Annotated in this window: 22 protein-coding genes and 1 pseudogene; 3 read left to right on the top strand and 20 right to left on the bottom strand. The window is 40.4% G+C overall.

Annotated features, from left to right (window positions below; genetic code table 11):
* Positions 1-32: 32 nt before the first annotated feature.
* Entirely contained in the window at positions 33-1,643 is a 1,611-nt protein-coding gene (locus ACTHOQ_RS09950; RefSeq protein WP_440495866.1) for a glutathione ABC transporter substrate-binding protein, read from the bottom strand.
* Positions 1,644-2,144: 501 nt separating this feature from the next.
* On the opposite strand from ACTHOQ_RS09950, the pseudogene ACTHOQ_RS09955 reads away from it, so the two are divergent.
* A pseudogene (locus tag ACTHOQ_RS09955) lies at positions 2,145-2,330 on the top strand (GNAT family N-acetyltransferase); the annotation flags it as partial.
* Positions 2,331-2,388: 58 nt separating this feature from the next.
* Positions 2,389-2,955: a TetR/AcrR family transcriptional regulator gene (locus ACTHOQ_RS09960; protein ID WP_440495867.1), complete on the top strand. Its 567-nt coding sequence runs from the start codon at positions 2,389-2,391 to the stop codon at positions 2,953-2,955.
* A gap of 69 nt (positions 2,956-3,024) precedes the next feature.
* Here the strand turns inward: ACTHOQ_RS09960 and ACTHOQ_RS09965 are convergent, their stop codons facing one another.
* The 17 genes from ACTHOQ_RS09965 to ACTHOQ_RS10045 all read right to left on the bottom strand — a co-directional run bounded on the left by ACTHOQ_RS09965 (position 3,025) and on the right by ACTHOQ_RS10045 (position 21,058).
* On the bottom strand, positions 3,025-4,515 hold the full coding sequence (locus ACTHOQ_RS09965) for a class I adenylate-forming enzyme family protein (protein WP_440495869.1): 1,491 nt from the start codon (positions 4,513-4,515) through the stop codon (positions 3,025-3,027).
* A 24-nt stretch (positions 4,516-4,539) separates the two neighbouring features.
* The gene (locus tag ACTHOQ_RS09970) at positions 4,540-6,138 is read right to left on the bottom strand and encodes an acyl-CoA dehydrogenase family protein (RefSeq protein ID WP_440495870.1); all 1,599 of its coding nucleotides are present in this window, start codon (positions 6,136-6,138) and stop codon (positions 4,540-4,542) included.
* A gap of 189 nt (positions 6,139-6,327) precedes the next feature.
* Positions 6,328-7,620 carry a methyl-accepting chemotaxis protein gene (locus ACTHOQ_RS09975; protein ID WP_440495871.1) on the bottom strand — a complete coding sequence of 431 codons (1,293 nt, stop codon included), beginning with the start codon at positions 7,618-7,620 and terminating at the stop codon, positions 6,328-6,330.
* A gap of 1 nt (position 7,621) precedes the next feature.
* Entirely contained in the window at positions 7,622-8,077 is a 456-nt protein-coding gene (locus ACTHOQ_RS09980) for a low molecular weight protein arginine phosphatase (RefSeq protein WP_440495873.1), read from the bottom strand.
* Between the two features lie 13 nt (positions 8,078-8,090).
* The gene (locus tag ACTHOQ_RS09985; protein ID WP_440495874.1) at positions 8,091-8,588 is read right to left on the bottom strand and encodes a manganese efflux pump; all 498 of its coding nucleotides are present in this window, start codon (positions 8,586-8,588) and stop codon (positions 8,091-8,093) included.
* 124 nt (positions 8,589-8,712) lie between these two features.
* On the bottom strand, positions 8,713-9,744 hold the full coding sequence (locus ACTHOQ_RS09990) for an L-threonylcarbamoyladenylate synthase (RefSeq protein WP_440495926.1): 1,032 nt from the start codon (positions 9,742-9,744) through the stop codon (positions 8,713-8,715).
* 49 nt (positions 9,745-9,793) lie between these two features.
* Entirely contained in the window at positions 9,794-10,390 is a 597-nt protein-coding gene (locus ACTHOQ_RS09995) for a stage II sporulation protein R (protein ID WP_440495876.1), read from the bottom strand.
* Between the two features lie 44 nt (positions 10,391-10,434).
* On the bottom strand, positions 10,435-11,298 hold the full coding sequence (gene prmC / locus ACTHOQ_RS10000; RefSeq protein ID WP_440495878.1) for a peptide chain release factor N(5)-glutamine methyltransferase: 864 nt from the start codon (positions 11,296-11,298) through the stop codon (positions 10,435-10,437).
* Positions 11,285-12,361, bottom strand: coding sequence for a peptide chain release factor 1 (gene prfA, locus ACTHOQ_RS10005; RefSeq protein WP_440495880.1), 1,077 nt, complete (start codon positions 12,359-12,361; stop codon positions 11,285-11,287). Before prfA ends, prmC begins: the two co-directional genes overlap by 14 nt.
* Before the next feature lie 210 nt (positions 12,362-12,571).
* A complete protein-coding gene (locus ACTHOQ_RS10010) occupies positions 12,572-13,144 on the bottom strand; it encodes a thymidine kinase (protein WP_440495882.1) in 573 nt (190 codons plus the stop codon).
* Between the two features lie 557 nt (positions 13,145-13,701).
* Positions 13,702-13,902: a 50S ribosomal protein L31 gene (gene rpmE, locus ACTHOQ_RS10015; protein ID WP_440495883.1), complete on the bottom strand. Its 201-nt coding sequence runs from the start codon at positions 13,900-13,902 to the stop codon at positions 13,702-13,704.
* Positions 13,903-14,092: 190 nt separating this feature from the next.
* Positions 14,093-15,376, bottom strand: a complete 1,284-nt coding sequence (gene rho, locus ACTHOQ_RS10020) for a transcription termination factor Rho (RefSeq protein ID WP_440495885.1) — start codon at positions 15,374-15,376, stop codon at positions 14,093-14,095.
* Positions 15,377-15,776: 400 nt separating this feature from the next.
* The gene (gene glpX, locus ACTHOQ_RS10025) at positions 15,777-16,742 is read right to left on the bottom strand and encodes a class II fructose-bisphosphatase (RefSeq protein WP_440495886.1); all 966 of its coding nucleotides are present in this window, start codon (positions 16,740-16,742) and stop codon (positions 15,777-15,779) included.
* A gap of 158 nt (positions 16,743-16,900) precedes the next feature.
* A complete protein-coding gene (murA, locus tag ACTHOQ_RS10030) occupies positions 16,901-18,178 on the bottom strand; it encodes a UDP-N-acetylglucosamine 1-carboxyvinyltransferase (protein WP_440495888.1) in 1,278 nt (425 codons plus the stop codon).
* 258 nt (positions 18,179-18,436) lie between these two features.
* Positions 18,437-19,087, bottom strand: coding sequence for a fructose-6-phosphate aldolase (fsa, locus tag ACTHOQ_RS10035; RefSeq protein ID WP_440495890.1), 651 nt, complete (start codon positions 19,085-19,087; stop codon positions 18,437-18,439).
* 468 nt (positions 19,088-19,555) lie between these two features.
* Positions 19,556-20,410, bottom strand: a complete 855-nt coding sequence (locus ACTHOQ_RS10040) for a class II fructose-bisphosphate aldolase (protein ID WP_440495892.1) — start codon at positions 20,408-20,410, stop codon at positions 19,556-19,558.
* A 276-nt stretch (positions 20,411-20,686) separates the two neighbouring features.
* Positions 20,687-21,058, bottom strand: a complete 372-nt coding sequence (locus tag ACTHOQ_RS10045; RefSeq protein WP_440495894.1) for a response regulator — start codon at positions 21,056-21,058, stop codon at positions 20,687-20,689.
* A gap of 135 nt (positions 21,059-21,193) precedes the next feature.
* On the opposite strand from ACTHOQ_RS10045, the gene ACTHOQ_RS10050 reads away from it, so the two are divergent.
* Positions 21,194-21,754 carry a DUF2529 family protein gene (locus tag ACTHOQ_RS10050; RefSeq protein ID WP_440495895.1) on the top strand — a complete coding sequence of 187 codons (561 nt, stop codon included), beginning with the start codon at positions 21,194-21,196 and terminating at the stop codon, positions 21,752-21,754.
* A 779-nt stretch (positions 21,755-22,533) separates the two neighbouring features.
* Here the strand turns inward: ACTHOQ_RS10050 and ACTHOQ_RS10055 are convergent.
* Together ACTHOQ_RS10055 and pyrG are read right to left on the bottom strand one after the other, a co-directional pair.
* Entirely contained in the window at positions 22,534-22,719 is a 186-nt protein-coding gene (locus ACTHOQ_RS10055) for a hypothetical protein (RefSeq protein WP_440495897.1), read from the bottom strand.
* Between the two features lie 17 nt (positions 22,720-22,736).
* The gene (pyrG, locus tag ACTHOQ_RS10060) at positions 22,737-24,341 is read right to left on the bottom strand and encodes a CTP synthase (protein WP_440495898.1); all 1,605 of its coding nucleotides are present in this window, start codon (positions 24,339-24,341) and stop codon (positions 22,737-22,739) included.
* Positions 24,342-24,619: the final 278 nt, after the last annotated feature.

Below are 24,619 nucleotides of genomic sequence, written 5' to 3' on the forward strand. Positions count from 1 at the left end.
TATGCTGCCCGCCTCCTTTGAAAGACTCGCTATTATTTCATCTTTGCATCCCGTACATCCAAGCCTCCTGTAGGGTTTACAACGACACCGCTTACATCTGAGCGCACGCCGTAGACCACTTCATCCACGCCTAAAAAAATCCATGGCGCATCTGCATAAACTTCTCTTTGAAGCTGGGAATATAATGAAGCTTGTTTTGCTTCATCTGAAATCGAGTTTGCCTCATCCATCAGCTTGTCTGTTTCAGCATTATTGTAATATGCCGTATTCGCACTATTCGGAGGGAATGAACCGCTATGGAACAACGGCTTTGTTGCGTTCGTAACATCTGATGGATAAGACGACCAGCTTACATACCACATCATCAGTTTTGCTTCCTCAGGTGTTTGCGCGCCGTATATTTCATCGGATAATGTCGCTTCCTCCATTGACTTAATATCCACTTTTACATTGATTTTCTTTAATTGCTGCTGAATAAACTGCATACCTTTCATCGTATCGGAGTTCGTATTACCCCAGATTTCAATCTCAAAGCCATCCGCATAGCCTGCTTCGGCTAATAAAGATTGCGCTTTTTCAACGTCATAGCTGTACATTTCCTGTTTTTCATAGAACAATGTTTTTGATGGAATAATGGAATCCAGCGGTACACCTAAACCTGAGTTTACAACTTTTAAGAACGCATCTTTATCTACAGCATAGTTTAATGCTTGGCGCACTTTTTCGTTATTTAATGGTTCTTTAAATGTGTTCAACGATACATAGCGGGCAATCGTTGAAGGTACTGTATTGATCTGCACATCTTTGTTGCTCTCTAATTCGGCCATATTTTGCGCTGGTACCGGATAAATAACATGGGCTTCACCAGTCTTTAGCATCGCAACACGCGAGCCGTTTTCCGGTACGGGCTTATACGTAATTTTTTGTACACGGTCCGCGCCATCCCAATATCCGTCAAATCGGTCAATTGTTAGATGATCTCCTTGCACCCACTCGACAAATTTGTAAGGCCCTGTACCGACAACCTTTTTCGGCACTTCCGAAAGCTCCTCGCTCAACATTTTCGGACTGATTATTTTTGCGACGGCAAATCGTGTAATCATCGGTCCATAAGGCTCTGTCAATGTTACCTTCACTTCATGTTCGCTTACTGCATCAACCGATTTTACAATATTGAATCCGCGTGAATACAAACGCAGGCTGTCATCATTCATAATTCTCTCGAAGTTTGCCTTTACCGCCTCCGCATTGAAATCCTCGCCGTCATGGAATTTCACGCCTTCGCGCAGTTTGAATGTGTACTCTAACGCATCATCACTTACATTGTATTCAGTCGCCAATACCTCGATAATCTTCCCTTCGCTATCAAAGCCTAGCAGCCCTTCCAACATTGCACTTTGTACAGAGTTCGAGTTAGTGTCACCCGTATTATGAGGGTCCATCGAAATAAAGTTTTCATTTACTCCAATGACAAGTTCATCCGCGTCTCCGGAACTTGTATTATTCGAAGTATTTGCTTCATTGTTCGTTCCTGAATCTGATGCAACATCACTTGATGAACTACTACTCTCGTCATTAGAAGAACATGCTACCAAAAAAAGGACCACTACAAATAGCCATGCAAAATTTTTGACATATTTCATTTCTTCTACACCCCTTAGCTTATTTATATTAATATCCCTACATAAAGCAGAAATATTAATACCTATTTTTAATTTATTCCACTGAAGAAAATAATTATTATCATTAAATTACCTAATCCAAACGAAAAATGCAACCTATATTTATAATTTTCTGAAAATAGTTCTATAATCATATAAAAAACATTTGCCTTTTTTTCGACAAATGTTTTAGAGTTCGAGATTCGATTATTTATCTCGTAATACTGAAATGATTCCCTTTGCAAAATTGATTGACCGCTATCCATCGTTGGGCTCCTTATGGTTTTCAGAATCTTTTAAAATGCCTTTAATTATATACTGAAAAAATCTGCAAAGTATTGTAAGATTATTGAAGTGAACGGCTTCGGGAGGTATAAATTATGTTGCTGTACTTTTGAGATGGACTCCTAATTATTTCGATAAAATGATGGGAGTTGACTGACATTGATTTACCAAAATCATATTGAAAATATTACAGAGCATATGTTAACAGGCTTTTTTGTTGATTGGCCTAGCCCGCCGAGCATGGCAGCACATTTCAAGCTATTAAAAAATAGTTCCCACATCATTTTGGCTGTTGACGAGGAAACTAAGCAGGTTGCCGGCTTTATTACGGCGATAAGCGATGGCGTACTATCGGCTTATATCCCGCTATTGGAAGTTTTGCCATGACTCTGTTCCATCATTTCAAATTTTTGCTATAATGCACGTAATGAGGTGAATCGGTATGTCAAAGCGTGAATTAAAAAAGCAACAAAATCGGCAGCAAATGATTGATGCTGCCATTGATCTGTTTAGTAAAAAGCCGTTTGCAGAAGTGAGTGTGCGTGAAATTACGAAAAAAGCGAATGTTTCCCCCGCACTTTTATATAAATATTTTGAGGATCAGCAACATCTGTTTTTACTTGCGATGCAGCATGAAAATGAAAAGCTTCTACAATCGCTTGCACAATACTCGGATATTAATGGCTTGGCGAAAGGCTATATTACATATTTATATGAGCATGACACACTTTATCAAATGATGGCACATTTTATGCTGCAATCAAAAGAGCAGCAATCGCCGCAAATATTTGTGGAAGAAACCGCTAAATTATTCCAAGTTTTCAAGCAGGGGCTATTAAGGACAGTTGCACAAGAACATGTGCAAGTTGAAACACAGCTATTGTTTTCCACATTAAATGGCTTGCTCATCACCTATAAAAACTTGCCGCAGTATTCGGAGGAACAGTCGCTGGCGTTAATTTTATCGTTAGTGGAGCACTTGCTGAATAAATCGTCCTGCAATAATTGAACATATGGAAGTCGTGCCTTCCCATGACAAATTGAAGATGTGCAGTAAATAGCTGCACATCTTCGCCAATCAACTATTCTGCAATTCTTTCAAATGCATTTTCAGTATTTTCCCTACTGCATTGCGTGGTAATGCTTCCACAAATACTACATCTTTCACTGCCTTGTATGAAGCAAGCCGCGATTTGCAATAATCGATCACTTCATCAGATGCAATGTCGTGCTCTGCCTTCTTCACGATATAAGCTACCGGCACTTCCCCCCATTTTTCATCTGGCCGCCCTATAACGGCAACTTCCTGAATGGCGTCATGCTGTGCTAAAATAAGCTCCAATTCAGCTGAGTAAATATTTTCGCCGCCGCTGATAATCATATCTTTCACACGATCAACAACATATAAAAAGCCTTCATTATCAACATAGCCTACATCCCCTGTGTAAAACTCATCATCTTTTACAACCGCATGGTAAGCTTCGTCATTTTTATAGTAGCCTACAAAAATCTGTGGACCTGTCAAAACGATCTCGCCCACTTCACCAGTTGGAAGCTCCTCTTTTGTCGTTAAATCTTTAATGCGAACGGTGCCCTGCATGACGACTTTGCCCATTGAATCATATTTTTCTTCGTTTTGGCTCGCCTTCCAAAACGAAACCGCGCCCGTATATTCCGTAATGCCATATACTTGCTGAATCGGAATGCCTAATTGCCGACATCCTAAAATAAGCGGGGCAGGAACGGCTGATGCGCCACATGTGAAATAGCGCAACGTCGAAATGTCGGTTTTCACCATTGGGTATGTTTGCAGCAAAAATGCTAGCATGGCAGGAACGGTCATCGATGTTGTTATACGTTCCTTTTCAATTAGTTTCCACGCTTCTACCGGATGGAAATCCTCCATTAACACCATCGTTGCCCCTGTATGAACATTTGTTACTAGCGGTGCGAATCCTCCGATATGGAAAAACGGGGCAACCATTAAGAAGCGGTCTTGCTCCCACCAATCAATCGTATGCGATAAACCAATCGAAGCGGCCTGCAAGTTGTTATGCGAAATGAGCGCACCTTTAGGACGGCCGGTAGTACCAGATGTATACATCATTATAATCGGATCATCACCGGAAGTTTGCTGTACCGGCTCTATTGCTTTTTCCTCAAACACATCTGCTAAACTCGGCGAAGTTTTATGCGAGATTGTGCGCTTTACTGTTTTTAATTGATTTACCAGTTCGTGAAATACAGCATCATGCACTAAAATCTGTGCATCACTATGCGCATAAATATAGTCCAATTCTTCGGCTTGTAATCTGTAATTTAAGACAACGGTAATAATGCCCAATTTTGCAGCTCCAAAAAATGCGGCAACGACATCTTCATTGTTTTTGCAAAGTAACGCAATTTTATCTCCGCTCTGCAGGCCTTGATTTTGCAAAAACGCCGCAAAAGCATTTGCCCGATTGTTCATTTCCGTAAAAGTGATTTTTTTATCCCCATTAATAAACCCTACTTTTTCCCCTGACAATTTGGCACGGCTCGCTAAAATTTGTCCAACTTGAATTCCCATCCACAAACACCCCTTAAAATCTTTTTAAATTTGTGAAAACAATGATTCCGGCAAAATAGCTGCATATTCAAAATCTTTTACAATTTGTTGCTGATAGGCTAAAAACAATGATTCCCAAATTTGCTCCCATCTGCGTGCAGCTTGACGGTTTTGCGCGTTTGGCAATGCAGTCAAATCAATCTGCATAATTCGGGAGAGCTCTTGTTCTGCATCTTGCAGTTGCCCTGTCTCCAAATTCGGGAACATGGCGGTTAAAATATCACGTAATGCCACAGTTTTCAGCATTTTGTGTAAATCGCGATAAATTTGGGCCAACAATACATTCCGCGGCCCTTCCCATAGCTCGTTTACCATGCTGTCTCTAAACAGGCGCGGTATGGATGAGAAATCTTCAATCGCCCCATGTCCGCCGAAAATTGAAATCGCCAGGCGCAATTTTTCGACAGCTTCCTTCGATGCATAAATTTTTTGCAATAAAATCACTTCGCGTGCAGCAAATGCTTGCAATGACGCCGAATTATCTTCGACAGCCAAAAAACGCTCATAAACTGTAAAGGCTGTTGCGGCCATTCGCTTTGCTGCATCTTGTAAATCTTCCAATTGCGCTGCTGCCATCGGAAACTCTTCAATCTTCCGGTCAAATACTTGGCGGAATTTCGCATAAAGCATCGCCTCGCGTGCCGCCCTCATAACGAAAGCTGCACTGGAAAAGCCAATATCTAGGCGGGAACGTGTTAAAACAACGCTGACCGCTAATGCGACACCTCTGTTTTGCGGCCCGATGCGATAAGCAATCGCCCCATCATAGTCGATTTCCCCTGAAGGCAATTCACTTGTACCGAGTTTCCATTTAAGTCTATTCACTGTATGATGGTTGCGTTTTTCTTTTTCCTTATCCCCTTCCAGCCATGTAGGAACGACAAAGACCGCAACATCATCCGTTCCATCAACTCTCGCCGTGACAACCGAGTAATCCGCATGTACTGCTGAACAGAAAAATTTATTGCCATACAATAAATAATGATCGCCCGCTGAAACCGCTTTCAACACATTCGCGGGTATGTTCGAGCCTCCTTGGATTTCTGACATGAACTGTGCACCGACAGCAAATTGGCCGTTTCGCCCATTTTTGGCATGCTCATAAATTTCCTTTACCGGCTGCGGCACTTCCTTGTAAAATGCTTCGATTAAAGCGATAAGTCCATCCGTGCAAGCAAGTGGACATGTAATTCCCGCTTCCCCATTGCCATGCAGAAAATAGCGTTTCGTAATACCTTCATATGGCAAATTATTCTTTGCAAAAAGTCCCCCATTAAAAATTTCCTCCGTTAACCGGACTGCCTCTAATGGTCGGATAATCCGGTCAATTCGCTCATTGTAAGCATTGTAATGACGGATTTTCGGCGAATTTTCCGGGCGTGCCAATTCGTCCGTAACTTCTCTCCATGTTGTGGAAAGTTTTTGGACATATGGCGCGATTTCCTGTTCAAGCGCCTCGTAGCCTTCTTTTAAAATGCTTTTCAAAACTTGCTGCAAAAATGGATTGTCCCAATCATTCAACACATTGCGCTGCTGAATAAATGAGGTAAATGAATAGTTCTTTGTTTGCGTTGTAATTCCCACACAAGCACCCCCTTTTCAAAATATTCTAACAACTAATTACACAAAAGTAAACGGTGTTTATTTTTGTGAACATTAAAATAATCCGGTGACAAGAGGAACCCTTCTATTCAGCAAATAATTATAATGCAAAAAAGCGGTGCTAAAAGTTGAGTTGACTTTTAGCACCGCCTAAGCTTTCTAAACATTGGATTATTGATTGCGATCAAATTGCTGAATCATTTTATACAGCTCTGCAGATTGTTGTTTTAAACTGCTTGCAAGTGCTTCTACTTGCTTAATCGCATGGGCCTGTTCAGACGATGCGGCATTTACTTCTTGGGCACTTGCAGAAGTTTGCTGGGCAATTGCTGCTACTTCCTGGGATTGATGCGATGTATGTTCAATATTTTTCATTTGCTGCTCGACTAATTGCGAAATTTGAATGACATCGTCCGCCATTTCATAAACCGATTTCGTCATGCCTTCCACTGCTGATGTTGTTTCAGAAACACGCGATGATTCGTTTACCGCGAATGTGACTTGTTCGTTCATTTGCTTTACTACGATTGAAACATTTTGCTGCATTGTTTGAATTAATGCTGCAATCCCTTGAACTGCATTGGCGCTTTCATCAGCTAAACCGCGTACTTCCTCTGCTACAACCGCAAAGCCTTTTCCGTGCTCACCTGCTCGTGCTGCTTCTATTGAGGCGTTTAATGCAAGCAGATTTGTTTGTCCTGCGATATCCCCTACTAAACTGATAATACGTTCAATTTGCTCAGCGTTTTTTTCTAATTCACGTATGTTTACTAATGAATTTTCGTTGTCCGATGCTATTTTTTGGATACTATTTACGACTCCATTAATCGCATCTGTTGTCGATGTCAAATTGGACAATAAATCTTTAGAGCGACCAGCTGAAAGTAATGCTTTGTTATTTACTTCCGAAGCTAATGTACGCACTTCTTCAATTGCTTCCACTGTTTCCTGGATTGCGATTGCCGACGATTCAGCCCCTGATGAAATATGGCTAATATTCGTCGTGATCTGCTCGGCATTTTCCGTGACTGAAATGCTTTCATCCGATAGCTTGCGAATCGTTTCATCAGTTGTTTTATAATTGTCCTCAATACCATTTACCATTTTACGCAAATTAACGACCATCGCCTGAAATGCTTCAGCTACTGTACGAATTTCGTCATTTGTTTTTGGCAGCTCGACATCTTTCCCGATTTTTCCTTCCGCCACTTGGTTGGCGCTTGCTTCTAATCGCTGCAATGGGCGCACGATAACTAGACTGAACATGGCTGCCAATGCGCAAGACCAAAAGATTCCCAATAAATACGTAATGATTTGGAACAGGCTTGTGCTCGTTGTTTCAAAAAACATAGGGTGTAAGTATTCGATAAACACAAAACTGCACGTATATGTAATTAGCGCTAATATCCCTACAAACAGTACGAGTTTCCGACGTAAATTAAATGCTTTTTTCTGAGAATTCATATTATATTTTTCCCTCCGTTTTTAATTTATCTTCTAGCTTGTCAATCGCTTCGTTCAATTGTTCATAGGTTTGTTCATACAGCTGCAGGTCTCCACCGAATGGATCTTGAATATCGAGCCCGTTTTCCATTGCGACATATTCTTTTAAAGTAAATGTTTTCTGTGCAGCCTCTTCCACAAGACGTGTGACCATTTCCTTATGAGCCGCTGTCATTGTTAAAATTAAATCTGCCCACTGCGCACCCTCCAATGTAAATTGCGATGAGCTGTGTGAATGTCCGATATTGTTTTGCGTTAATACTTCTTGGGAATATGAGGACATTTCACTACCCTCATGAGCATAAATTCCTGCAGAGCGCACATTTATATTTTCATAATTTTTAGCTGTTAAAATTGCTTCTGCCATAGGACTTCTACATGTATTGCCTGTACAAATAAAGTAAATATTTATCTCCATCACTTCCTCTATTTTACCATTTTAATAGCATAATACTCATAATAATCAATAATAAACCGGCAATTTTTTTTAATGCATTGTTTTTTAAAATTGTAGTTTTTTGAGCAACTACCAATGCAACATAAGATAGCAAAAAAGTTGATAATCCTGCACTTATGATAAAAACATATTTTTGTAAATTTAGCATACCAAAAGAAAGGCTAACTGAAAAGGTATCAATGCTTGCAAATATTGCGATAATGGGCAAAGATTTTGCTGGAAGATTTTCGTTTTTCTTTGAAAGCAATAATTGCAGCCCTATAAAAAATAATAATAATGTGGAAAGGCTTGTCGTCCATTTAGCTAAATAGACCGCAATCCATTCCCCGAAGTGATAGCCTATTAACGGGAAAATCATATGTAAAAATGCCGTCCATAATGCTAACAGCCATTTTGCTTTTACATTTGTAGCAATTAAATAAAGCGCTACGACATCAAATGACATTAATATTCCTGCAACCACTTCCTGCATCTTTTCCCCTCTTCCTCTATGCGCTGTTGTAATTTATGCTTCCAGCAGGGGAATTATCCTATCGTTTTATGTCCAACAAAAAACCACATCCTCAAAATTTTGCTGGATGTGGTCTGATACTGTTTTATGGTTGATACCAATTGCCGCCGGCTGCTTTTTCCAGGCGGTTCATGATCGCTGTGCCGACACCTGTTTTAGATGTCGCTGTTGCTAAAATAATCGTTGCAGCTGTTTTGTCACATGCGCGTAATGCATCATACAATGCTGCGCTCATTTGCTCAGCATCATGTGCTTCGCCTAAGGAAAAATAGTAATCTGCTTTCATTTCTTTAAAGCATTCCGGAGCTAATAACGCCACTTTATGCCCAGATTTCAGATTTGCAATCGCCGCTTCAATAATTCCCTCGTCAGCATCGATTAAATAGACAGGGGCGTCCGGTGCATAATGTGTATACTTCATCCCTGGCGCTTTTGGTGTTGATTCGATTTTTTGCTGTTCAAAGCTCGGTTCAAGAACAGGACCAATTACCTCTTCCAGCATTTCCTTTGTCACCCCGCCCGGACGTAAAATAACAGGCTCTGATAAAGTTACATCTAAAACCGTCGATTCTACGCCAATGCCCGTTCTTCCGCCATCTAAAATGCACGGGATAATGCCTTGTAAATCTTCAAAGACATGGCTTGCTTTCGTCGGGCTCGGCTTGCCGCTGCGATTGGCACTTGGCGCGGCTAATGGTTTTTTTAATGTTTGGAGCAGTTTAAGGGCAACCGGGTGATCTGGCATGCGTATCCCGACCGTTTGCAATCCCGCCGTAACGCTCGGCGCCAATATATTTGGCTTTGCATGCATGACCAGCGTTAACGGACCAGGCCAAAAAGCTTCCATGCATTTTTTTGCGACTTCAGAAATATTTGCTGTATATAGTGAAACTTCCTCTGCTGTTCCGATATGCACAATAAGAGGATTGTCGGAAGGACGGCCTTTTGCGGCAAATATTTTTTTCACTGCTTGTTCATCTGTGGCAACTGCGCCTAAACCGTACACTGTTTCTGTTGGAAATGCCACAACTTCGCCATTATCCAGCAAATCCACAGCTTGTGTATAATTTTCTGAATTATCCACAAAATCATCCACAGCTAATTGTAATGTGTGCATCATTTGATCCCCCTTTCTGCAAGTTTTTCATATAACTATCCACAAATTGTTAATAACTAACAGCTTGTTGTGCATATTCCTCTGTTTTTTGAGGGTTATTTTTTTTCTTACTTTTTTTCCACCATTCAGAGACGTAAAAAGTTGGACGTTCACTTTTAATCGGTTCATCTTTTACGCAAAGCGTTGGAAACACTGCACAAAACCAGTTTTCACCCCGCCCTTGCCCTATAATGAAATTGACGGAATAATAGTTGTTTTGTGGATAAAATTGTCCTGAATACCATTTTGGCGGTATTAAGTTATCCCCATAGTTATACGAAATGTTTAAATGTGGGTAATTTTTCTGAATTTCTTGATAAATCTTTTCCACACTGTGGATATCTTCTGAAAAGTCTTCCGTATTTTGCATATAGGCTTGAATTGTTTCCACAACTTGCAACTTTACTGATTGATCCGCATTTGTGGAGCTGTTTGCGATAACCCGGATTTTCAATTGTTCGTCATGCTGTCCTTGCCCTTCACGCACTTCCTCCACAAAAACAGGGACAATGCAGGCAGCGCTATATATAAACAAAACACTAACTAGTAATTTGGCAATCGCTAAAAATAGATTTGGCGCACTTTGAATATCGTAATCATGTAACATTATCATTCCTCCTTGCAAAACATTGTTTACAAGGAAGCTAGATTTTATTCACAAATTTCGCAAAAAACGATACGATCTTTTTTGTTAATATCTTTAACAACTGAAACCTTCGCATTCGGGAAGCTTTGTTTAAAGAAATTCCCAACCGCTTCTCCTTGTGTATAACCAATTTCCAGTCCAATTAAAGCAGGAGTATTCATCAGCGCGGGCAAATTCTCTGCTAGTTTGCGATAAAGCAGGAGACCTTCCTCCTCCGCAAATAATGCATTATGCGGCTCGTGCGCCAAGACGATATCCGACATTTCATCCATGTCATCAAACGCGATATATGGAGGGTTTGATAAAACGATATCCCACTTTTCAGAAGCAAGCGGCGCTGTTAAATCGCCTTGCTTAAAAATGATGTTCGCCTGAAGTCGCTCAGCATTTTTCTCTGCTGTGGCTAATGCTTCTTTTGAAATATCAGTCGCTGTTACATGGAGCTTTGGGTACTCTTTTTTCATCGTAATCGAAATTGCCCCGCTGCCTGTCCCAATATCCGCTAATTTCAGTTCTTTATTTTCCCCAAATAGCTTTTCGATCCGTTCAATGGCCCCTGCGATTAATTCTTCTGTTTCTGGGCGCGGTATTAACACCGATTCGTCAACAATGAAGGAACGGCCATAAAATTCTTCCACGCCTGTAATGTACTGGACGGGACGACCTTTAATATGCTCTTTTATATATGCATCAAACTGTTGTTGCTGTTCATCTGTCAATCGATCATGCATTTTCATCATTAAGCCTGAATAATTTGTCTGTAAAATATGTTGCAATAGCAATCTTGCAGCATTACCTTCGCGACCATTTTCCTCTAAAAAAGAAGAAGCCCCATTCAGGGCCTCAAAAATTGTTTTACGCATTTTCATTTAAATTCGCTAAGCGTGTTGCTTGCTCATCCAAAATAAGTGCATCGATTACTTCATCCAGTTTACCTTCAACAATTTGATCTAGCTTTTGAATCGTCAGACCAATTCGGTGATCTGTTACGCGGTTTTGCGGATAGTTGTAAGTACGGATACGTTCAGAACGGTCGCCTGTTCCTACTGCTGTCTTACGTGTTGCATCGATTTCAGCCTGTGCTTCTTGGCGGTGTTTATCCGCTACACGCGCAACTAAAATTTTCATCGCTTTTTCACGGTTCTTAATTTGTGAACGCTCATCCTGCATCGAAACAACAACGCCTGTCGGTAAATGGGTCATACGTACAGCGGACATCGTTGTATTTACTGACTGACCACCCGCACCCGATGAAGCGAATGTATCAACGCGAATATCTTTTTCATGGATTTCCACATCTTCCACATGCACTTCCGGTAAGCATGCTACCGTAGCAGTTGATGTATGGATACGGCCTTGTGATTCTGTAGCTGGTACACGTTGAACACGGTGTGCGCCGTTTTCATATTTGAATTTTGAATATGCACCTTGACCGTTAATCATGAAGATCACTTCTTTATAGCCGCCTGCCGGGTTTGGTGTTGCTTCCATAATATCCACTTTCCAGCCTTGTGTCTCTGCATAGCGTGTATACATACGGAACAAATCCCCGGCGAAGATGTTTGCTTCGTCACCTCCAGCAGCCCCGCGGACCTCCATAATTACGTTTTTCGAATCGTTCGGGTCTTTAGGAATTAATAAAATACGCAGACGGTCTTCCAATTCCGGAACTTGTTTGTTTAAGTCGTTAAACTCTTCCTTCATCATTTCAAGCATCTCTGCATCTTTTTCAATTTCCATTAATTCGCGTGTATCTGCCAGTTGCTCTTTTACCGATTTGTATTCACGGTATACATCAACCATTTCCTGAATATCCGATTGTTCTTTTGAATATTCGCGCAGCTTATTGGAGTCACTTACGATATCAGGGTCACTTAGCAATTCATTTAATCTTTCATATCGATCCTCAACCGCCTGTAAACGATCAAACATTTATATTTCACCTCTAAAAGTTTTTTATTATTTATTGTATATTAACTCGTATTCCTTCGAGTCACGTTAAAATGCACCTTTACTAGTATAAAGAAATTTTACGGTTGTTGCTACCTCTATGATGAACTTTCTTCATATCATTTACACCTTCGCATTCATACTTCCGGGTTTTTTGGAGTTTATTTTAAAAATACATTCCCTTGCCTGAAATTATAGTGGCGGGTTTGCATGGCATTTGCGACAAACAGGGTAATAACTATCATTACCCCCAATTTGAATTTGATCACCTGTACGGACAGGTTTTTTATTTTCATCTACACGTAAATTCATTGTCGCTTTTTTATGGCAGAACCAGCAGATTGTTTTCATTTCCTCAATTTTATCTGCGTAAATCATCATGTAGCGGCTGCCTTCAAACAGCTCATTCTGGAAGTCATTTTTTAGACCAAAGCCCATAACAGGGATGTTCAGTTCATCGACAATCTGAGTCAATTGAAGAACATGTTCTTTTGATAGAAATTGTACTTCGTCAATAAGTACACAATATAATTTTTCATCATGTTTTTTTACGATTTCATAAATATTCGTATTATCAAAAACCGCAATTGCCGGGCGTCTTAAACCAATTCGGCTTGATACCGTACCTACTTCTTCGCGCGTATCAATTCCTGAAGTAAAAATCAGTACCGCTTTGTTTTGCTCTTCATAATTGTGGGCTACTTTTAAGATTTCAATCGATTTCCCGCTATTCATTGCCCCATGCTTATAAAATAATTGCGCCATTTGCTTTTCCTCGTTTCTTATTAAAGTTACAGGTTCGCTTTTTCACCAATAAAAAACCTTGAGCAACGAACTCAAGGCCAACTTTTCACTTCTTTTATATTAGCTAGTTTTTCGCAATTCGTCTATTGCAAAAGATGGTCTTCTTACGAGAATATTTACCTTCAGGAAAACATGTATAAAAATTTTCTAATATTTTGTAATTTCTTCTAATATGTTTTTACTTCTTCTAATAAAACCCGGAACTTCTAATATAGTATGTACATTTTCTAATATCGGTTGCCGATTTTCGAATAAACGACTCAGTTTTTCTAATATCCCGTTAATGTTTTCTAATAACTGCACAATATATTCTAATAAATAATCGCTGCTTCAATTTTTTCTAAGTTTAAATTAAGATTAGGTTGAGTCATATTAATTCCTTCTAATGTTTTGGTTGCACAATACATTTACTCAGGAATTGATATGACTTTTCGCTTTTACACAATTATATATACATATTGCATATTGGCGCAAAAAATAAAAACCCATCTCCAACAACGTGGAAATGGGCAGAGGTATTACTTGATACCGTATTTTTTGTTGAATTTGTCAACACGACCGTCAGCAGAAGCGAACTTTTGACGACCAGTGTAGAATGGGTGACATTCGTTGCAGAACTCGATTGAGATCTTTTCTTTAACTGAACCCGTTTCAAAAGTGTTACCGCATGAGCAAGTTACTGTTGCTACTTTGTAATCTGGGTGGATACCTTGTTTCATATTCGTTTTCTCCTCTCGCCCTGAACCATCCGGAACAGAGTATTTTCGAACTGCACCTTACATAGCCCGAATATGTCATTACATGCGTAATGTGTTGAGGTCAGCTATATATGTGCACGTTTCATACCTATTGAATTATAGCAACACTTAAAAAAGTTTGCAACTATTTTCTATCATTCCACTTGATTGACTACAGCAAACCTTTACCGTTTGTAGCCTTTTTCATATCTGTATCAAGCTTTTCGAAAAATTCTTCGTTTGTTTTCGTTGTGCGTAATTTACGCAAAAACTTCTCGCCGAAATCATGGGAATCGCTGAATGTTTTGCGGATCGCCCATAATTTATCAAGCTGATCTTTCGGAATGAGAAGCTCTTCTTTACGCGTGCCTGAACGGCGGATATCCAATGCCGGGAAAATACGGCGCTCTGCCAAGCCGCGGTCCAAGTGTAATTCCAAGTTGCCTGTCCCTTTAAATTCCTCATAAATAACTTCATCCATCCGGCTGCCTGTGTCGACAAGTGCAGTCGCCAATATTGTTAAACTACCACCCTCTTCAATATTACGGGCAGAACCGAAGAAACGTTTCGGACGGTGGAATGCAGCTGGATCGATACCGCCTGAAAGCGTACGGCCACTTGCCGGAATGACTAGATTATAAGCACGAGCCAGACGTGTAATCGAATCCATTAAAATAATGACATCACGCTTATGTTCCACTAAACGACGTGCGCGTTCCAATACCATTTCCGCCACTTTTACGTGGTTTTCCGGCACTTCGTCGAAAGTTGAGGAAACGACATCCGCATTAACAGAACGCTCGATATCCGTTACTTCTTCCGGGCGTTCATCAATTAATAAAACGATGAGCTCAGCTTCCGGATAGTTTGTAGTAATCGCATTCGCAATTTCCTTTAATAAAGACGTTTTACCTGCTTTTGGCGGCGCAACGATTAAACCACGCTGACCAAATCCTACAGGTGCTACTAAATCCATAATGCGTGTTGAAAGTTTTGTAGGCACTGTTTCTAATTTAATGTGACGATCCGGGTAAAGTGGCGTTAATGCAGGGAAATGCACGCGTTCTTTTGCAACTTCAGGGTCTTCCCCATTTACTGCATCGACTTGCAATAATCCGTAGTAACGTTCATTTTCTTTTGGTGGACGTACTTTCCCGGATACTTTATCTCCATTTCGTAAATCGAAGCGACGAATTTGCGAAGCTGAAATATAAATGTCCTCTTTTGAAGGGGAGTAGTTGATCGGGCGTAAAAATCCGAAGCCGTCAGTAGGGATGATTTCTAAAACACCTTCCATGAAAAAGAAGCCTTCTTGTTCAGAGCGGGATTTTAAAATCGCAAAAATAAGTTCCTTTTTGTTTAGCTTACTAGCATTCATTAATTTATATTGCTTCGCTAAAGCATATAATTCTTTTAATGTCATGCTTTCTAATTGAGCAATTGTTAATGCTGTCATACGTTTTCTCCAGTCTATTTATAATTTTTTAATTTTGGATATTTACATGTTGTAATGTAATTTTGATAGTTTAGGAATGCGTATTGGAAGAAGTTTAATATAATTTATCTTGATTCAGCAGAAGAATCCCATCTCTATAGGTGGTGAGATGAATACTTATTTTGCCCTTTTCAGCGGGTGTCCTAAATAATCGCCAAATCAAGATGCAGCTCCCGGCGGATGCCACAGTTTTCTAAAGAAAGTTTTCGAATATGCTCGAAAAATTCCGGGTGCAATTACGCTGTGACGTAATTGATTATAAAGAAGCCCAGCTTATATACTGGGCATTCATTATATAATATTGTAAGTAAATTGAAAATGGGCATTTTCTACGTTGAATCTACTTACATTATATGAGAAGTTATATTTGACCGTACTTCGGTTTTTTCGCAATACTGTGACGTCCTTCGATAAAACGCACTGTACCTGTCTTGGCACGCATAACAACCGAATGTGTAAGCGCATAAGAGCCTTTATATTGGACACCGCGTAAAAGTTCTGAATCTGTAACAGCAGTTGCTGCAAAAATCGCGTCATCCCCTTTTACTAAGTCATCCATCATTAATACTTTCTCTACGTCAATCCCCATTTTTTTGCAGCGCTCTAACTGTTCTTCATCTTCCGGAACTAATTTTGCCTGGAAGTCGCCGCCTAAACATTTCAATGCCACTGCAGCAATTACGCCTTCCGGAGCTCCACCCATACCGAACATAATGTCGATGCCTGTTTCATCAAATGCTGTATTAATCGCTGCACCTACATCGCCATCTTGAATAAACTTAATTCGTGCGCCTGCTTCACGAATCTCATCAACAATATGCTGATGGCGAGGGCGATCTAAAAGAGTTGCTACAACATCAGCAATATCTTTATTTTTTGCCTTAGCTACTTGTAATAAGTTATAAGTAACAGATGCATTAATATCCACTTTACCTGCTGCTTCCGGTCCTACAGCAATTTTATCCATATACATATCAGGTGCGTTTAATAGATTGCCACGGTCTGCAATGGCTAGTACTGTCATCGCTCCATTTGTGCCTTTTGCTACAATATTTGTACCTTCCAATGGATCAACTGCGATATCAACTTCTGGTCCGCCATTTCGAAGCCCTAATTCTTCACCGATATAAAGCATCGGTGCCTCATCCATTTCACCTTCACCAATTACAACTGTCGCATGCATTGGGATTGTATCAAACATAACGCGCATTGCCGTTGTTGCTGCGTCATCTGCTTCATTTTTAAGTCCGCGTCCCATCCATTTCGCTGATGCAATCGCTGCTGCTTCTGTTACACGTACTACTTCCATTGATAAACTACGTTCCATTTTGTGTTTGCCTCCTGTAATCGGGTAAAGCCGACTCTTACAGCATGTATGAACTGCTGTTTGAAATTGTATAATGAACTTACTATTATTTTCATCAACTGAATTTATTTTATCACACTCTTGACGATGCGCGAATTTGTTCATGAATTATGCAAATTTTATGCTTTGTTCTTCGTATTGATGACAATCGATTCTTTTCTAATATTTGCGCCCAGTGCACATAATTTATCGATTAATGCACTATAACCGCGCTCAATATGATATATATCATGAATTTCCGTTTCGCCTTTTGCAATTAAGCCAGCTAAAACCAATGCAGCGCCTGCACGTAAATCTGTCGCTGTCACTGTTGATCCCTCTAAAGAAGCAGGCCCCTGGATGATGGCTGTATTGCCTTCAACTCTAGATTTTGCATTCATCCGGCGAAGCTCATCAATATGCTTAAAACGCGCCGAATAAATCGTATCTGTTATGATCGACGTGCCCTCAGCCTGTGTCATCAACACCGACAATGGCTGCTGGACATCTGTCGGGAAACCTGGATAGACAAGTGTTTTAACATCGACCGCCTGCAAATCCGTCTGCATTGGAATGTAAATGCTTTCTTCGCTTTCTTCCACTTTTACACCCATTTCACGAAGTTTTGCAGTAACCGCTTCTAAATGAAGCGGGATGACGTTATCAATTAAAACACCATCGCCCATTGCTGCTGCCATAATCATAAATGTGGCAGCTTCAATACGGTCCGGAATAATCGTATGTTTCGTCCCTTTCAGCTCATCAACGCCCTCAATACGGATAACGCTTGTCCCGGCCCCTTTAATATTGGCGCCCATATTTGTTAAAAGTGTAGCGACATCAATAATTTCCGGCTCTTTAGCGGCATTTTCGATAATTGTTTTACCTTTTGCACGCACTGCTGCCAGCATAATATTAATTGTCGCGCCTACACTGGCAACGTCTAAATAAATTTTTGCGCCGATTAACTCATCAGCACGCAAATAAATGGCACCGTGCTCATTCGTTACTTTTGCGCCTAATGCTTCAAATCCTTTAATATGCTGGTCGATTGGACGCGGCCCTAAAAAACAACCGCCCGGCAAGCCGATGACAGCTTGTTTAAAACGCCCCAGCATCGCACCCATCATATAATACGAAGCACGCAATTTTTTTACATTGCCATTTGGAAGCGGCATCGCGACCATTTTTGACGGGTCAATTGTCATTTTTCCGTCTTCGAATGTTACTTCGCCACCAATTTCTTCAAGCAGCGCCTTTAAAGTCCAAGCATCTGAAATTTCCGGAATTCCTCCAATAGTAACGGAAGAACCTGCCAAAATTGACGCAGGAATTAAAGCAACTGCACTATTTTTTGCACCGCTAACGGTTACTTTCCCTTGTAGACGACGTCCGCCTTGAATTTTATATACATCCATTTTGTGTTCTCCCTTACGATTGGACAAATTTCCTCTTCATTCAGCGGGTGTCTCGGTCACCCGCTGAATGAAGAGGATCTTCTGGCAGATGTCACAGATTTTTTTAAGGAATTCTAAAGAGGAAGTCAGCCTGAAAGCGTCGCATCATGCGACAAAGGCTGACTAACCCACGTCCTGTGGGCTTAAACTCAAAAAAATCTGGACGCAATTACGCCGCGGCGTAATTGATACTTACTAGACTGCTGTGAAGTACTCTTATTATTTCCCTTCACGCTTTGCCCAATCCGCTAAAAATCCTTCAATTCCTTTGTCTGTTAATGGATGATTAAACAGTTGCTGTAATACTTTATAAGGTGTTGTCGCAATATGTGCACCTGCTAATGCCGCTTGTGTGATATGTTGCGGGTGACGAATTGATGCAGCAATAATTTCTGCCGGAATTTCATGAATCGCAAACAATTCAGCAATTTCACGGATCAATTCAACGCCGTCTTGGCCGATATCATCTAAACGTCCTAAAAATGGTGATACGTACGATGCGCCTGCACGAGCTGCCATTAATGCTTGGTTTGCAGAGAAAATTAATGTTACGTTCGTTTTGATGCCTTTTTCAGAGAAATGTTTGCATGCTTTTAAACCTTCTGGTGTCATTGGAAGTTTTACTGTGATGTTCGGGTGAATCGCAGCAAGTTCTTCCCCTTCTCGAATCATCCCTTCAGCATCCAAGGAAATAACTTCCCCTGAAACTGAGCCGTTTACTAACTCGGCAATTTCACGTAGGCGGTCATGGAAGTTCACACCGGATTCTTTTGCCACTAATGATGGGTTTGTCGTTACACCTGAAAGGATTCCCCATGAGTATGCTTCTTTGATCTCATCAAAGTTTGCTGTATCGATAAAAAATTTCATTGTATTTGCCTCCAGAAAATTTAATTTATATTCCCGCTGATTTCAATTCGATGCGGGTGCTTTAAGCTGAAAAAGCCGATTTTCCAACATCCCAATCAACTAATTTGCTACGAAATACTATTTCCTATGTTTGCTTAGAAAAACACATCCCGCCCTTTTGTGAACGAGATGCTTTAAAATCAATTAATTCTTGGCATAATTGCGTTCAGATTTTTTCTGAAAGATGTTAAAACATGTATTCACAAAGAAAAGTGCTCCTTTTATAGTGCACTTTTCTTTTATGGAACAATATATTTACTATATCTCAGCATAATTGAATTCGAAGTTGCGATATCATTCAGCTATTGCCACTGAACATAGTATTTTCGGCCTGCATTTCCCTTTATCCAGCAATTGTTTGAACGCCGGATGAATAAGCTATGATCTTACCGTTTATACGGAATGGAGGCCTCTGTCAAAAATGCTGAATTATGCTTTTTGAGAGCTGCCGAATTCACGCATTTTGCCGATTACTGTTGATTTAATCGCTTCGCGTGCTGGACCTAAAAATTTGCGTGGGTCATATGTTTTCTTGTCATTATCTAAAAATTCGCGGATTACTTTTGTAGCGGCGATTTGGTTTTCTGTATTTACGTTAATTTTTGCTGTGCCTAAAGAGATTGAACGTTGGATATCCTTTGTTGGAATGCCAGTACCACCGTGCAATACTAATGGAACATCTGTTAATGTAGAAATTTCCTCCATTTCAGCGAATCCTAGGTTTGGCTTGCCTTTGTATGGACCGTGAACTGAACCTAATGCAGGAGCCAGGCAATCGATCCCTGTAGCTTCCACCAATGATTTACATTCTTGCGGATTTGCGTACATAATTCCGCCAATCACGCCATCCTCTTCACCGCCGACAGTACCAAGCTCGGCTTCTACAGATACATTGCGGGCATGTGCATATTCAACAACAGCTTTCGTCGTTTGTACGTTCTCTTCGTATGGATGATGGGAAGCGTCGATCATTACAGAAGTAAATCCAGCATCAATTGCTTCTTTACATTTGTCAAAGCTTGAACCATGGTCTAAATGAATTGCTACAGGAACTGAAATTTTATAGCTTTCCATTAAGCCTTCAACCATTTTCACAACTGCGATAAATCCGCCCATATACTTGCCGGCGCCTTCAGAGACACCTAAAATCACTGGTGACTTTTCTTCTTCCGCTGCCTGCAAAATGGCTTGTGTCCATTCCAAGTTGTTAATATTGAACTGACCAACTGCATAGCCTTCTGCCTTTGCTTTAATTAACATTTCTTTCATTGAAACTAATGCCATTATAAAAATCCTCCTCGAAGATACATAAATAGTTTGCTGCCAGAAAAACATAATTTGTGTAATATGCTTTTTTAATTATTTTTTCTATCGTCCATTCACGCACAATATTTCGCATGAATTGCTTGGAAAAAAGATTTCACACATTTAATAGTATGAAGTAGAGCTTTTCTTTTGCGGATGTATTTAAAACTTATTCTTTCTTGTCCACAAAAAAACATTCAGCTTAATCATAACAAAAACAGACAGTATGCGCTACTGCCTGCTCACTTGTTTCGTTTATATTTTTCCGGCGACTTCCAGTATTCTTTTTACTTCATCCCGCACTTCGAAAATATTGAACGGTTTTGTAAAATACTTTGTCACGCCCAATTGTGTCGCGGTATCAATCATATGCTGCTCAACATAGGCAGTCATCATCATAACGGGTAGATGCGGATAATCCTTTTTCAGGCGGGCTAAAATTTCCAGCCCATCCATCCCTGGAATTTTCATATCTAATAAAACACAATCCAATGAACTTTCATGTGCCACCTTTAATGCATCGAATCCATTTGCAGCTAAGTGTGTCGTGAAGCCTTCTTTTTTAAATACTTCATTCAATAGCAGCCTTATTCCTTGCTGATCATCAACAATTAATATTTCCTTCAATGTCATTCCCCTTCGATAAAAATAATGTTACATATTTAAATTCGTTTTCAAATAGCTTTTTCCTTCTTATACAATAGCAATTTGTACTTTTGCTTTTTTACTGGCACACTTTTATAATAGCTTTGAGGTGGAAATATGTCTAAAATTTTAACGACCCAATTAACTGGACTTCTTCAGCGCATTCAGCAATCCGAGGAAGAATCGATAGAGGAAACAGCCCGTCTATTAGCACAGGCAGCGATTGGACAAGGAACGATTTATTTTGCTGTTTTTGGTGAAATGGAGGCAATTGCCGCCAATGCAGAACTTGGTGCGGATGTTTTTGCAAAATTCGCACGTTATACGGATGATGTGGAGCTTTTGCCCGCTGACCGTGTCATTATTTTTACGCGCCATGCAACGGACAAAAAAGCATTGAAGCTAGCCCGAAAATTAAATGCTGATTTTATTCCGTTTGCTGCCGTGGCAAGCGAGACTGCTAATGAAGACAATGAATTAAGCGAACTTGCATATACGTATATTTCATTAAAGATGCGCGGCGGGATTTTGCCGCATCCGACAAAGCTCGGAGAACGCATTGTATTCCCTCATTTAATAGCGGCTTTATACATTTACGAAGCGATAAAAATGGAATTTGATGAAATGATGGCAGATGATGATGAAGAGGAAGAAATTTCCGATTCACCGTTTGCATAAGTAATGGACGATTCTTATTGCGTTTTAACGTATAAGGGTTGTCTTTTTATATAGTTTGGGTAAGGTGCTGCGCGGTGCCTGCTTTACGATTCGCTGGCCGCTCCCAGCAACTTCCGAGCCGATTTGCGCTGCCTTAAAATTTCATGCTTACAAAAATCCTAGAACAAAAGCGCTAAAGCGCCCGTTCAACTCCGACAGATATTGGGGGACCCGACGCAAAAGTAAACGTTCCACCACTTTTGCAGAGGGCGCTGAAGATCTGTCTTTTTAATTTTGGGCTTTCATTTCAATTAACAGTTTTTACGGGTACAACTGCCAGTCTCGTTTCTTCAGTTAATATGTCTGTCTATTTTATTCGCCAGCTGAAAATCCCCGAGGAAATCTAAGCAACTTTTCAGTAAAGCGGCTTCATGGCAAAAAAGAGACAGATCACCGCAACTTGGATGAAGAGGGATCCGCTATTAACGGGGGGCGGTCCGTTTAAATGCCTCTTTAAGAAATAGACGGAAAAATTCCCCTTATTTAAAAAATACAATAAAAAATGGCCTCAATAGACGGAGAAATTCCGCCTATTGACCTAAAAAACATGAAAATGGAGTATTTTTCTTTGGATAACCGGAAAAATTCCCCTTATTTACTCCAAAAAGAGCCACATTGCGCAAATAACCGGAAAAACTCCGGTTATTTTTTTGATCAATTTAATTAAGAGCCGGAATTTCTATCAGGAAATGTGAATTTTACCCAATCCACTCCAATCCAATCTAAAAGAGAAGCCTTTATTAAAAATAATAGTGGATTTTAAATAACCGTGGATTTTCAGTGCCCTTCTTTTGCGTCGTGGGGTCTAATGGTGCGAAAAGTTGGCGCGGTTTGCCTGGACGGGGACAACACTTTTTTATAAAGTTATCTACATTGCCAAAATCTATAGTTTCCTTGAAAATAAAAATAGCATGTCCCATTTTCATGAAACATGCTCCTATAATTATTTTCGGTTGTTAAACGCTGCACCGACAAACTCGCGGAATAATGGCTGCGGACGTTGCGGACGGGAAATCAGCTCTGGGTGGAATTGGCCAGCTACGAAGAATTTCTTCTCCGGCAATTCAATAATTTCCACTAGCTTATTGTCAGGTGATACGCCTGAGAATACCATGCCTTCCGCTTCCATCGCTTCACGGAATTCATTGTTGAACTCGTAGCGGTGGCGGTGACGTTCGTAAACTAACTCTTCGCCGTTATAAGCTGCGCGTGCGCGTGATCCTTCTTTTAATTTGCAAGGATATAAGCCGAGACGCAATGTACCGCCGATATCCGTTGTTTCTGATTGATCTGGTAAAAAGTCGATAATTGGATATTTTGTATCTTTATCTAGTTCTGTTGAATGTGCACCTTTCAAGCCCATTACATTGCGGGCAAATTCAACAGTAGCCATTTGCATACCTAAGCAAATGCCGAAGAAAGGCACGTCGTTTTCTCGAGCATAGCGGATTGATTCGATTTTACCTTCAACACCTCGGTCACCGAAGCCGCCAGGAACGATGATTCCATCTGCCTGACCTAGCAATTGCTCCACATTTTCCGCTGTAATGTGTTCTGCATTTATCCAATCAATTTCGATGTCCGAGTTGTATACATAACCAGCATGCTTTAATGCTTCCACTACCGAAATATATGCATCTTGCAGTTCTACATATTTGCCTACCAATGCGATGCGCGTTTTATGCTCCAAGTTTTTCACTAAATGCACGAGCTCTTTCCAATCTTCCATATTCGCTTGTGGTGCAATAATGTGGAAATGGTCAAGAACAATTTGGTCAAAACCTTGTGCATGCAGGTTTAATGGTACTTCATATAAATGTTCTGCATCACGCGACTCGATAATATCAGAAGGTTTTACGTCACAGAATAACGCGATTTTCTCTTTCATATCCTGTGGTACCGGTTGCTCTGTACGCAGAACGATAATATTTGGCTGGATGCCCAATGATCGCAATTCTTTTACAGAGTGTTGTGTCGGCTTTGTTTTCATTTCTCCTGCAGCTGCAATATAAGGCATGAGCGTACAGTGAATGTACATGACATTTTCATGACCTAGGTCGCGGCGCATTTGACGAATCGCTTCCAGGAAAGATAATGATTCAAAGTCACCTACTGTCCCGCCGATTTCCGTAATTACGACATCCGCCGAAGTTTCACGTCCAGCACGTTGAACGCGGTCTTTAATTTCATTTGTTACGTGAGGAATTACTTGAACTGTACCACCGTTGTAATCACCACGGCGCTCTTTATTTAATACGGACTGATATACTTTGCCTGAAGTTACTGTTGAGTGTTTTCCAAGATTGATATCGATGAAACGCTCATAGTGACCTAAGTCCAAATCAGCCTCTGCACCATCATCCGTTACGAAAACTTCCCCATGTTGGTAAGGACTCATTGTACCTGGGTCAATGTTTAAATACGGGTCGAACTTTTGAATTGTTACTTCCAATCCACGGTTTTTTAATAAACGACCTAAAGAAGCGGCTACGATCCCTTTACCAAGCGAAGATACAACCCCACCTGTTACGAAAATATACTTTGTCATACTTAATTCCTCCTCATTACTAAAAAAATCAGAAAAACACCCATTGTTCGAGACAATACGTCGGGATGTTTTCTAAAGTCACAAACTATAGAAACACAGCTTTCTCACTAAAAACTGAAAATATGCTGTCCTCATCTATGTGGATATTATAGAAAAATTAGATTTCCTCCTCCACAAAAAACAAAAAACGCTCCTCCTGCATCGTTTTGCAGGGGGAGCGTATTACTTATACGGTCATTCTCCTTTTAAAAGGAGCCCAAGTAAAAGATTATACGTAA

It is taken from the genome of Solibacillus silvestris (assembly GCF_051967575.1).
GTDB lineage: Bacteria > Bacillota > Bacilli > Bacillales_A > Planococcaceae > Solibacillus > Solibacillus silvestris_B.

Coding starts and splice junctions, on each gene's coding strand:
- ACTHOQ_RS09950 (WP_440495866.1), bottom strand. CDS start 1,643: ATGAAATATGTCAAAAATTTTGCATGGCTATTTGTAGTGGTCCTTTTT.
- ACTHOQ_RS09960 (WP_440495867.1), top strand. CDS start 2,389: ATGTCAAAGCGTGAATTAAAAAAGCAACAAAATCGGCAGCAAATGATT.
- ACTHOQ_RS09965 (WP_440495869.1), bottom strand. CDS start 4,515: ATGGGAATTCAAGTTGGACAAATTTTAGCGAGCCGTGCCAAATTGTCA.
- ACTHOQ_RS09975 (WP_440495871.1), bottom strand. CDS start 7,620: ATGAATTCTCAGAAAAAAGCATTTAATTTACGTCGGAAACTCGTACTG.
- ACTHOQ_RS09980 (WP_440495873.1), bottom strand. CDS start 8,077: ATGGAGATAAATATTTACTTTATTTGTACAGGCAATACATGTAGAAGT.
- ACTHOQ_RS09985 (WP_440495874.1), bottom strand. CDS start 8,588: ATGCAGGAAGTGGTTGCAGGAATATTAATGTCATTTGATGTCGTAGCG.
- ACTHOQ_RS09990 (WP_440495926.1), bottom strand. CDS start 9,744: ATGCACACATTACAATTAGCTGTGGATGATTTTGTGGATAATTCAGAA.
- ACTHOQ_RS09995 (WP_440495876.1), bottom strand. CDS start 10,390: ATGTTACATGATTACGATATTCAAAGTGCGCCAAATCTATTTTTAGCG.
- prmC (WP_440495878.1), bottom strand. CDS start 11,298: ATGAAAATGCGTAAAACAATTTTTGAGGCCCTGAATGGGGCTTCTTCT.
- prfA (WP_440495880.1), bottom strand. CDS start 12,361: ATGTTTGATCGTTTACAGGCGGTTGAGGATCGATATGAAAGATTAAAT.
- ACTHOQ_RS10010 (WP_440495882.1), bottom strand. CDS start 13,144: ATGGCGCAATTATTTTATAAGCATGGGGCAATGAATAGCGGGAAATCG.
- rpmE (WP_440495883.1), bottom strand. CDS start 13,902: ATGAAACAAGGTATCCACCCAGATTACAAAGTAGCAACAGTAACTTGC.
- rho (WP_440495885.1), bottom strand. CDS start 15,376: ATGACAGCATTAACAATTGCTCAATTAGAAAGCATGACATTAAAAGAA.
- glpX (WP_440495886.1), bottom strand. CDS start 16,742: ATGGAACGTAGTTTATCAATGGAAGTAGTACGTGTAACAGAAGCAGCA.
- murA (WP_440495888.1), bottom strand. CDS start 18,178: ATGGATGTATATAAAATTCAAGGCGGACGTCGTCTACAAGGGAAAGTA.
- fsa (WP_440495890.1), bottom strand. CDS start 19,087: ATGAAATTTTTTATCGATACAGCAAACTTTGATGAGATCAAAGAAGCA.
- ACTHOQ_RS10040 (WP_440495892.1), bottom strand. CDS start 20,410: ATGGCATTAGTTTCAATGAAAGAAATGTTAATTAAAGCAAAGGCAGAA.
- ACTHOQ_RS10050 (WP_440495895.1), top strand. CDS start 21,194: ATGTCTAAAATTTTAACGACCCAATTAACTGGACTTCTTCAGCGCATT.
- ACTHOQ_RS10055 (WP_440495897.1), bottom strand. CDS start 22,719: ATGAAAATGGGACATGCTATTTTTATTTTCAAGGAAACTATAGATTTT.
- pyrG (WP_440495898.1), bottom strand. CDS start 24,341: ATGACAAAGTATATTTTCGTAACAGGTGGGGTTGTATCTTCGCTTGGT.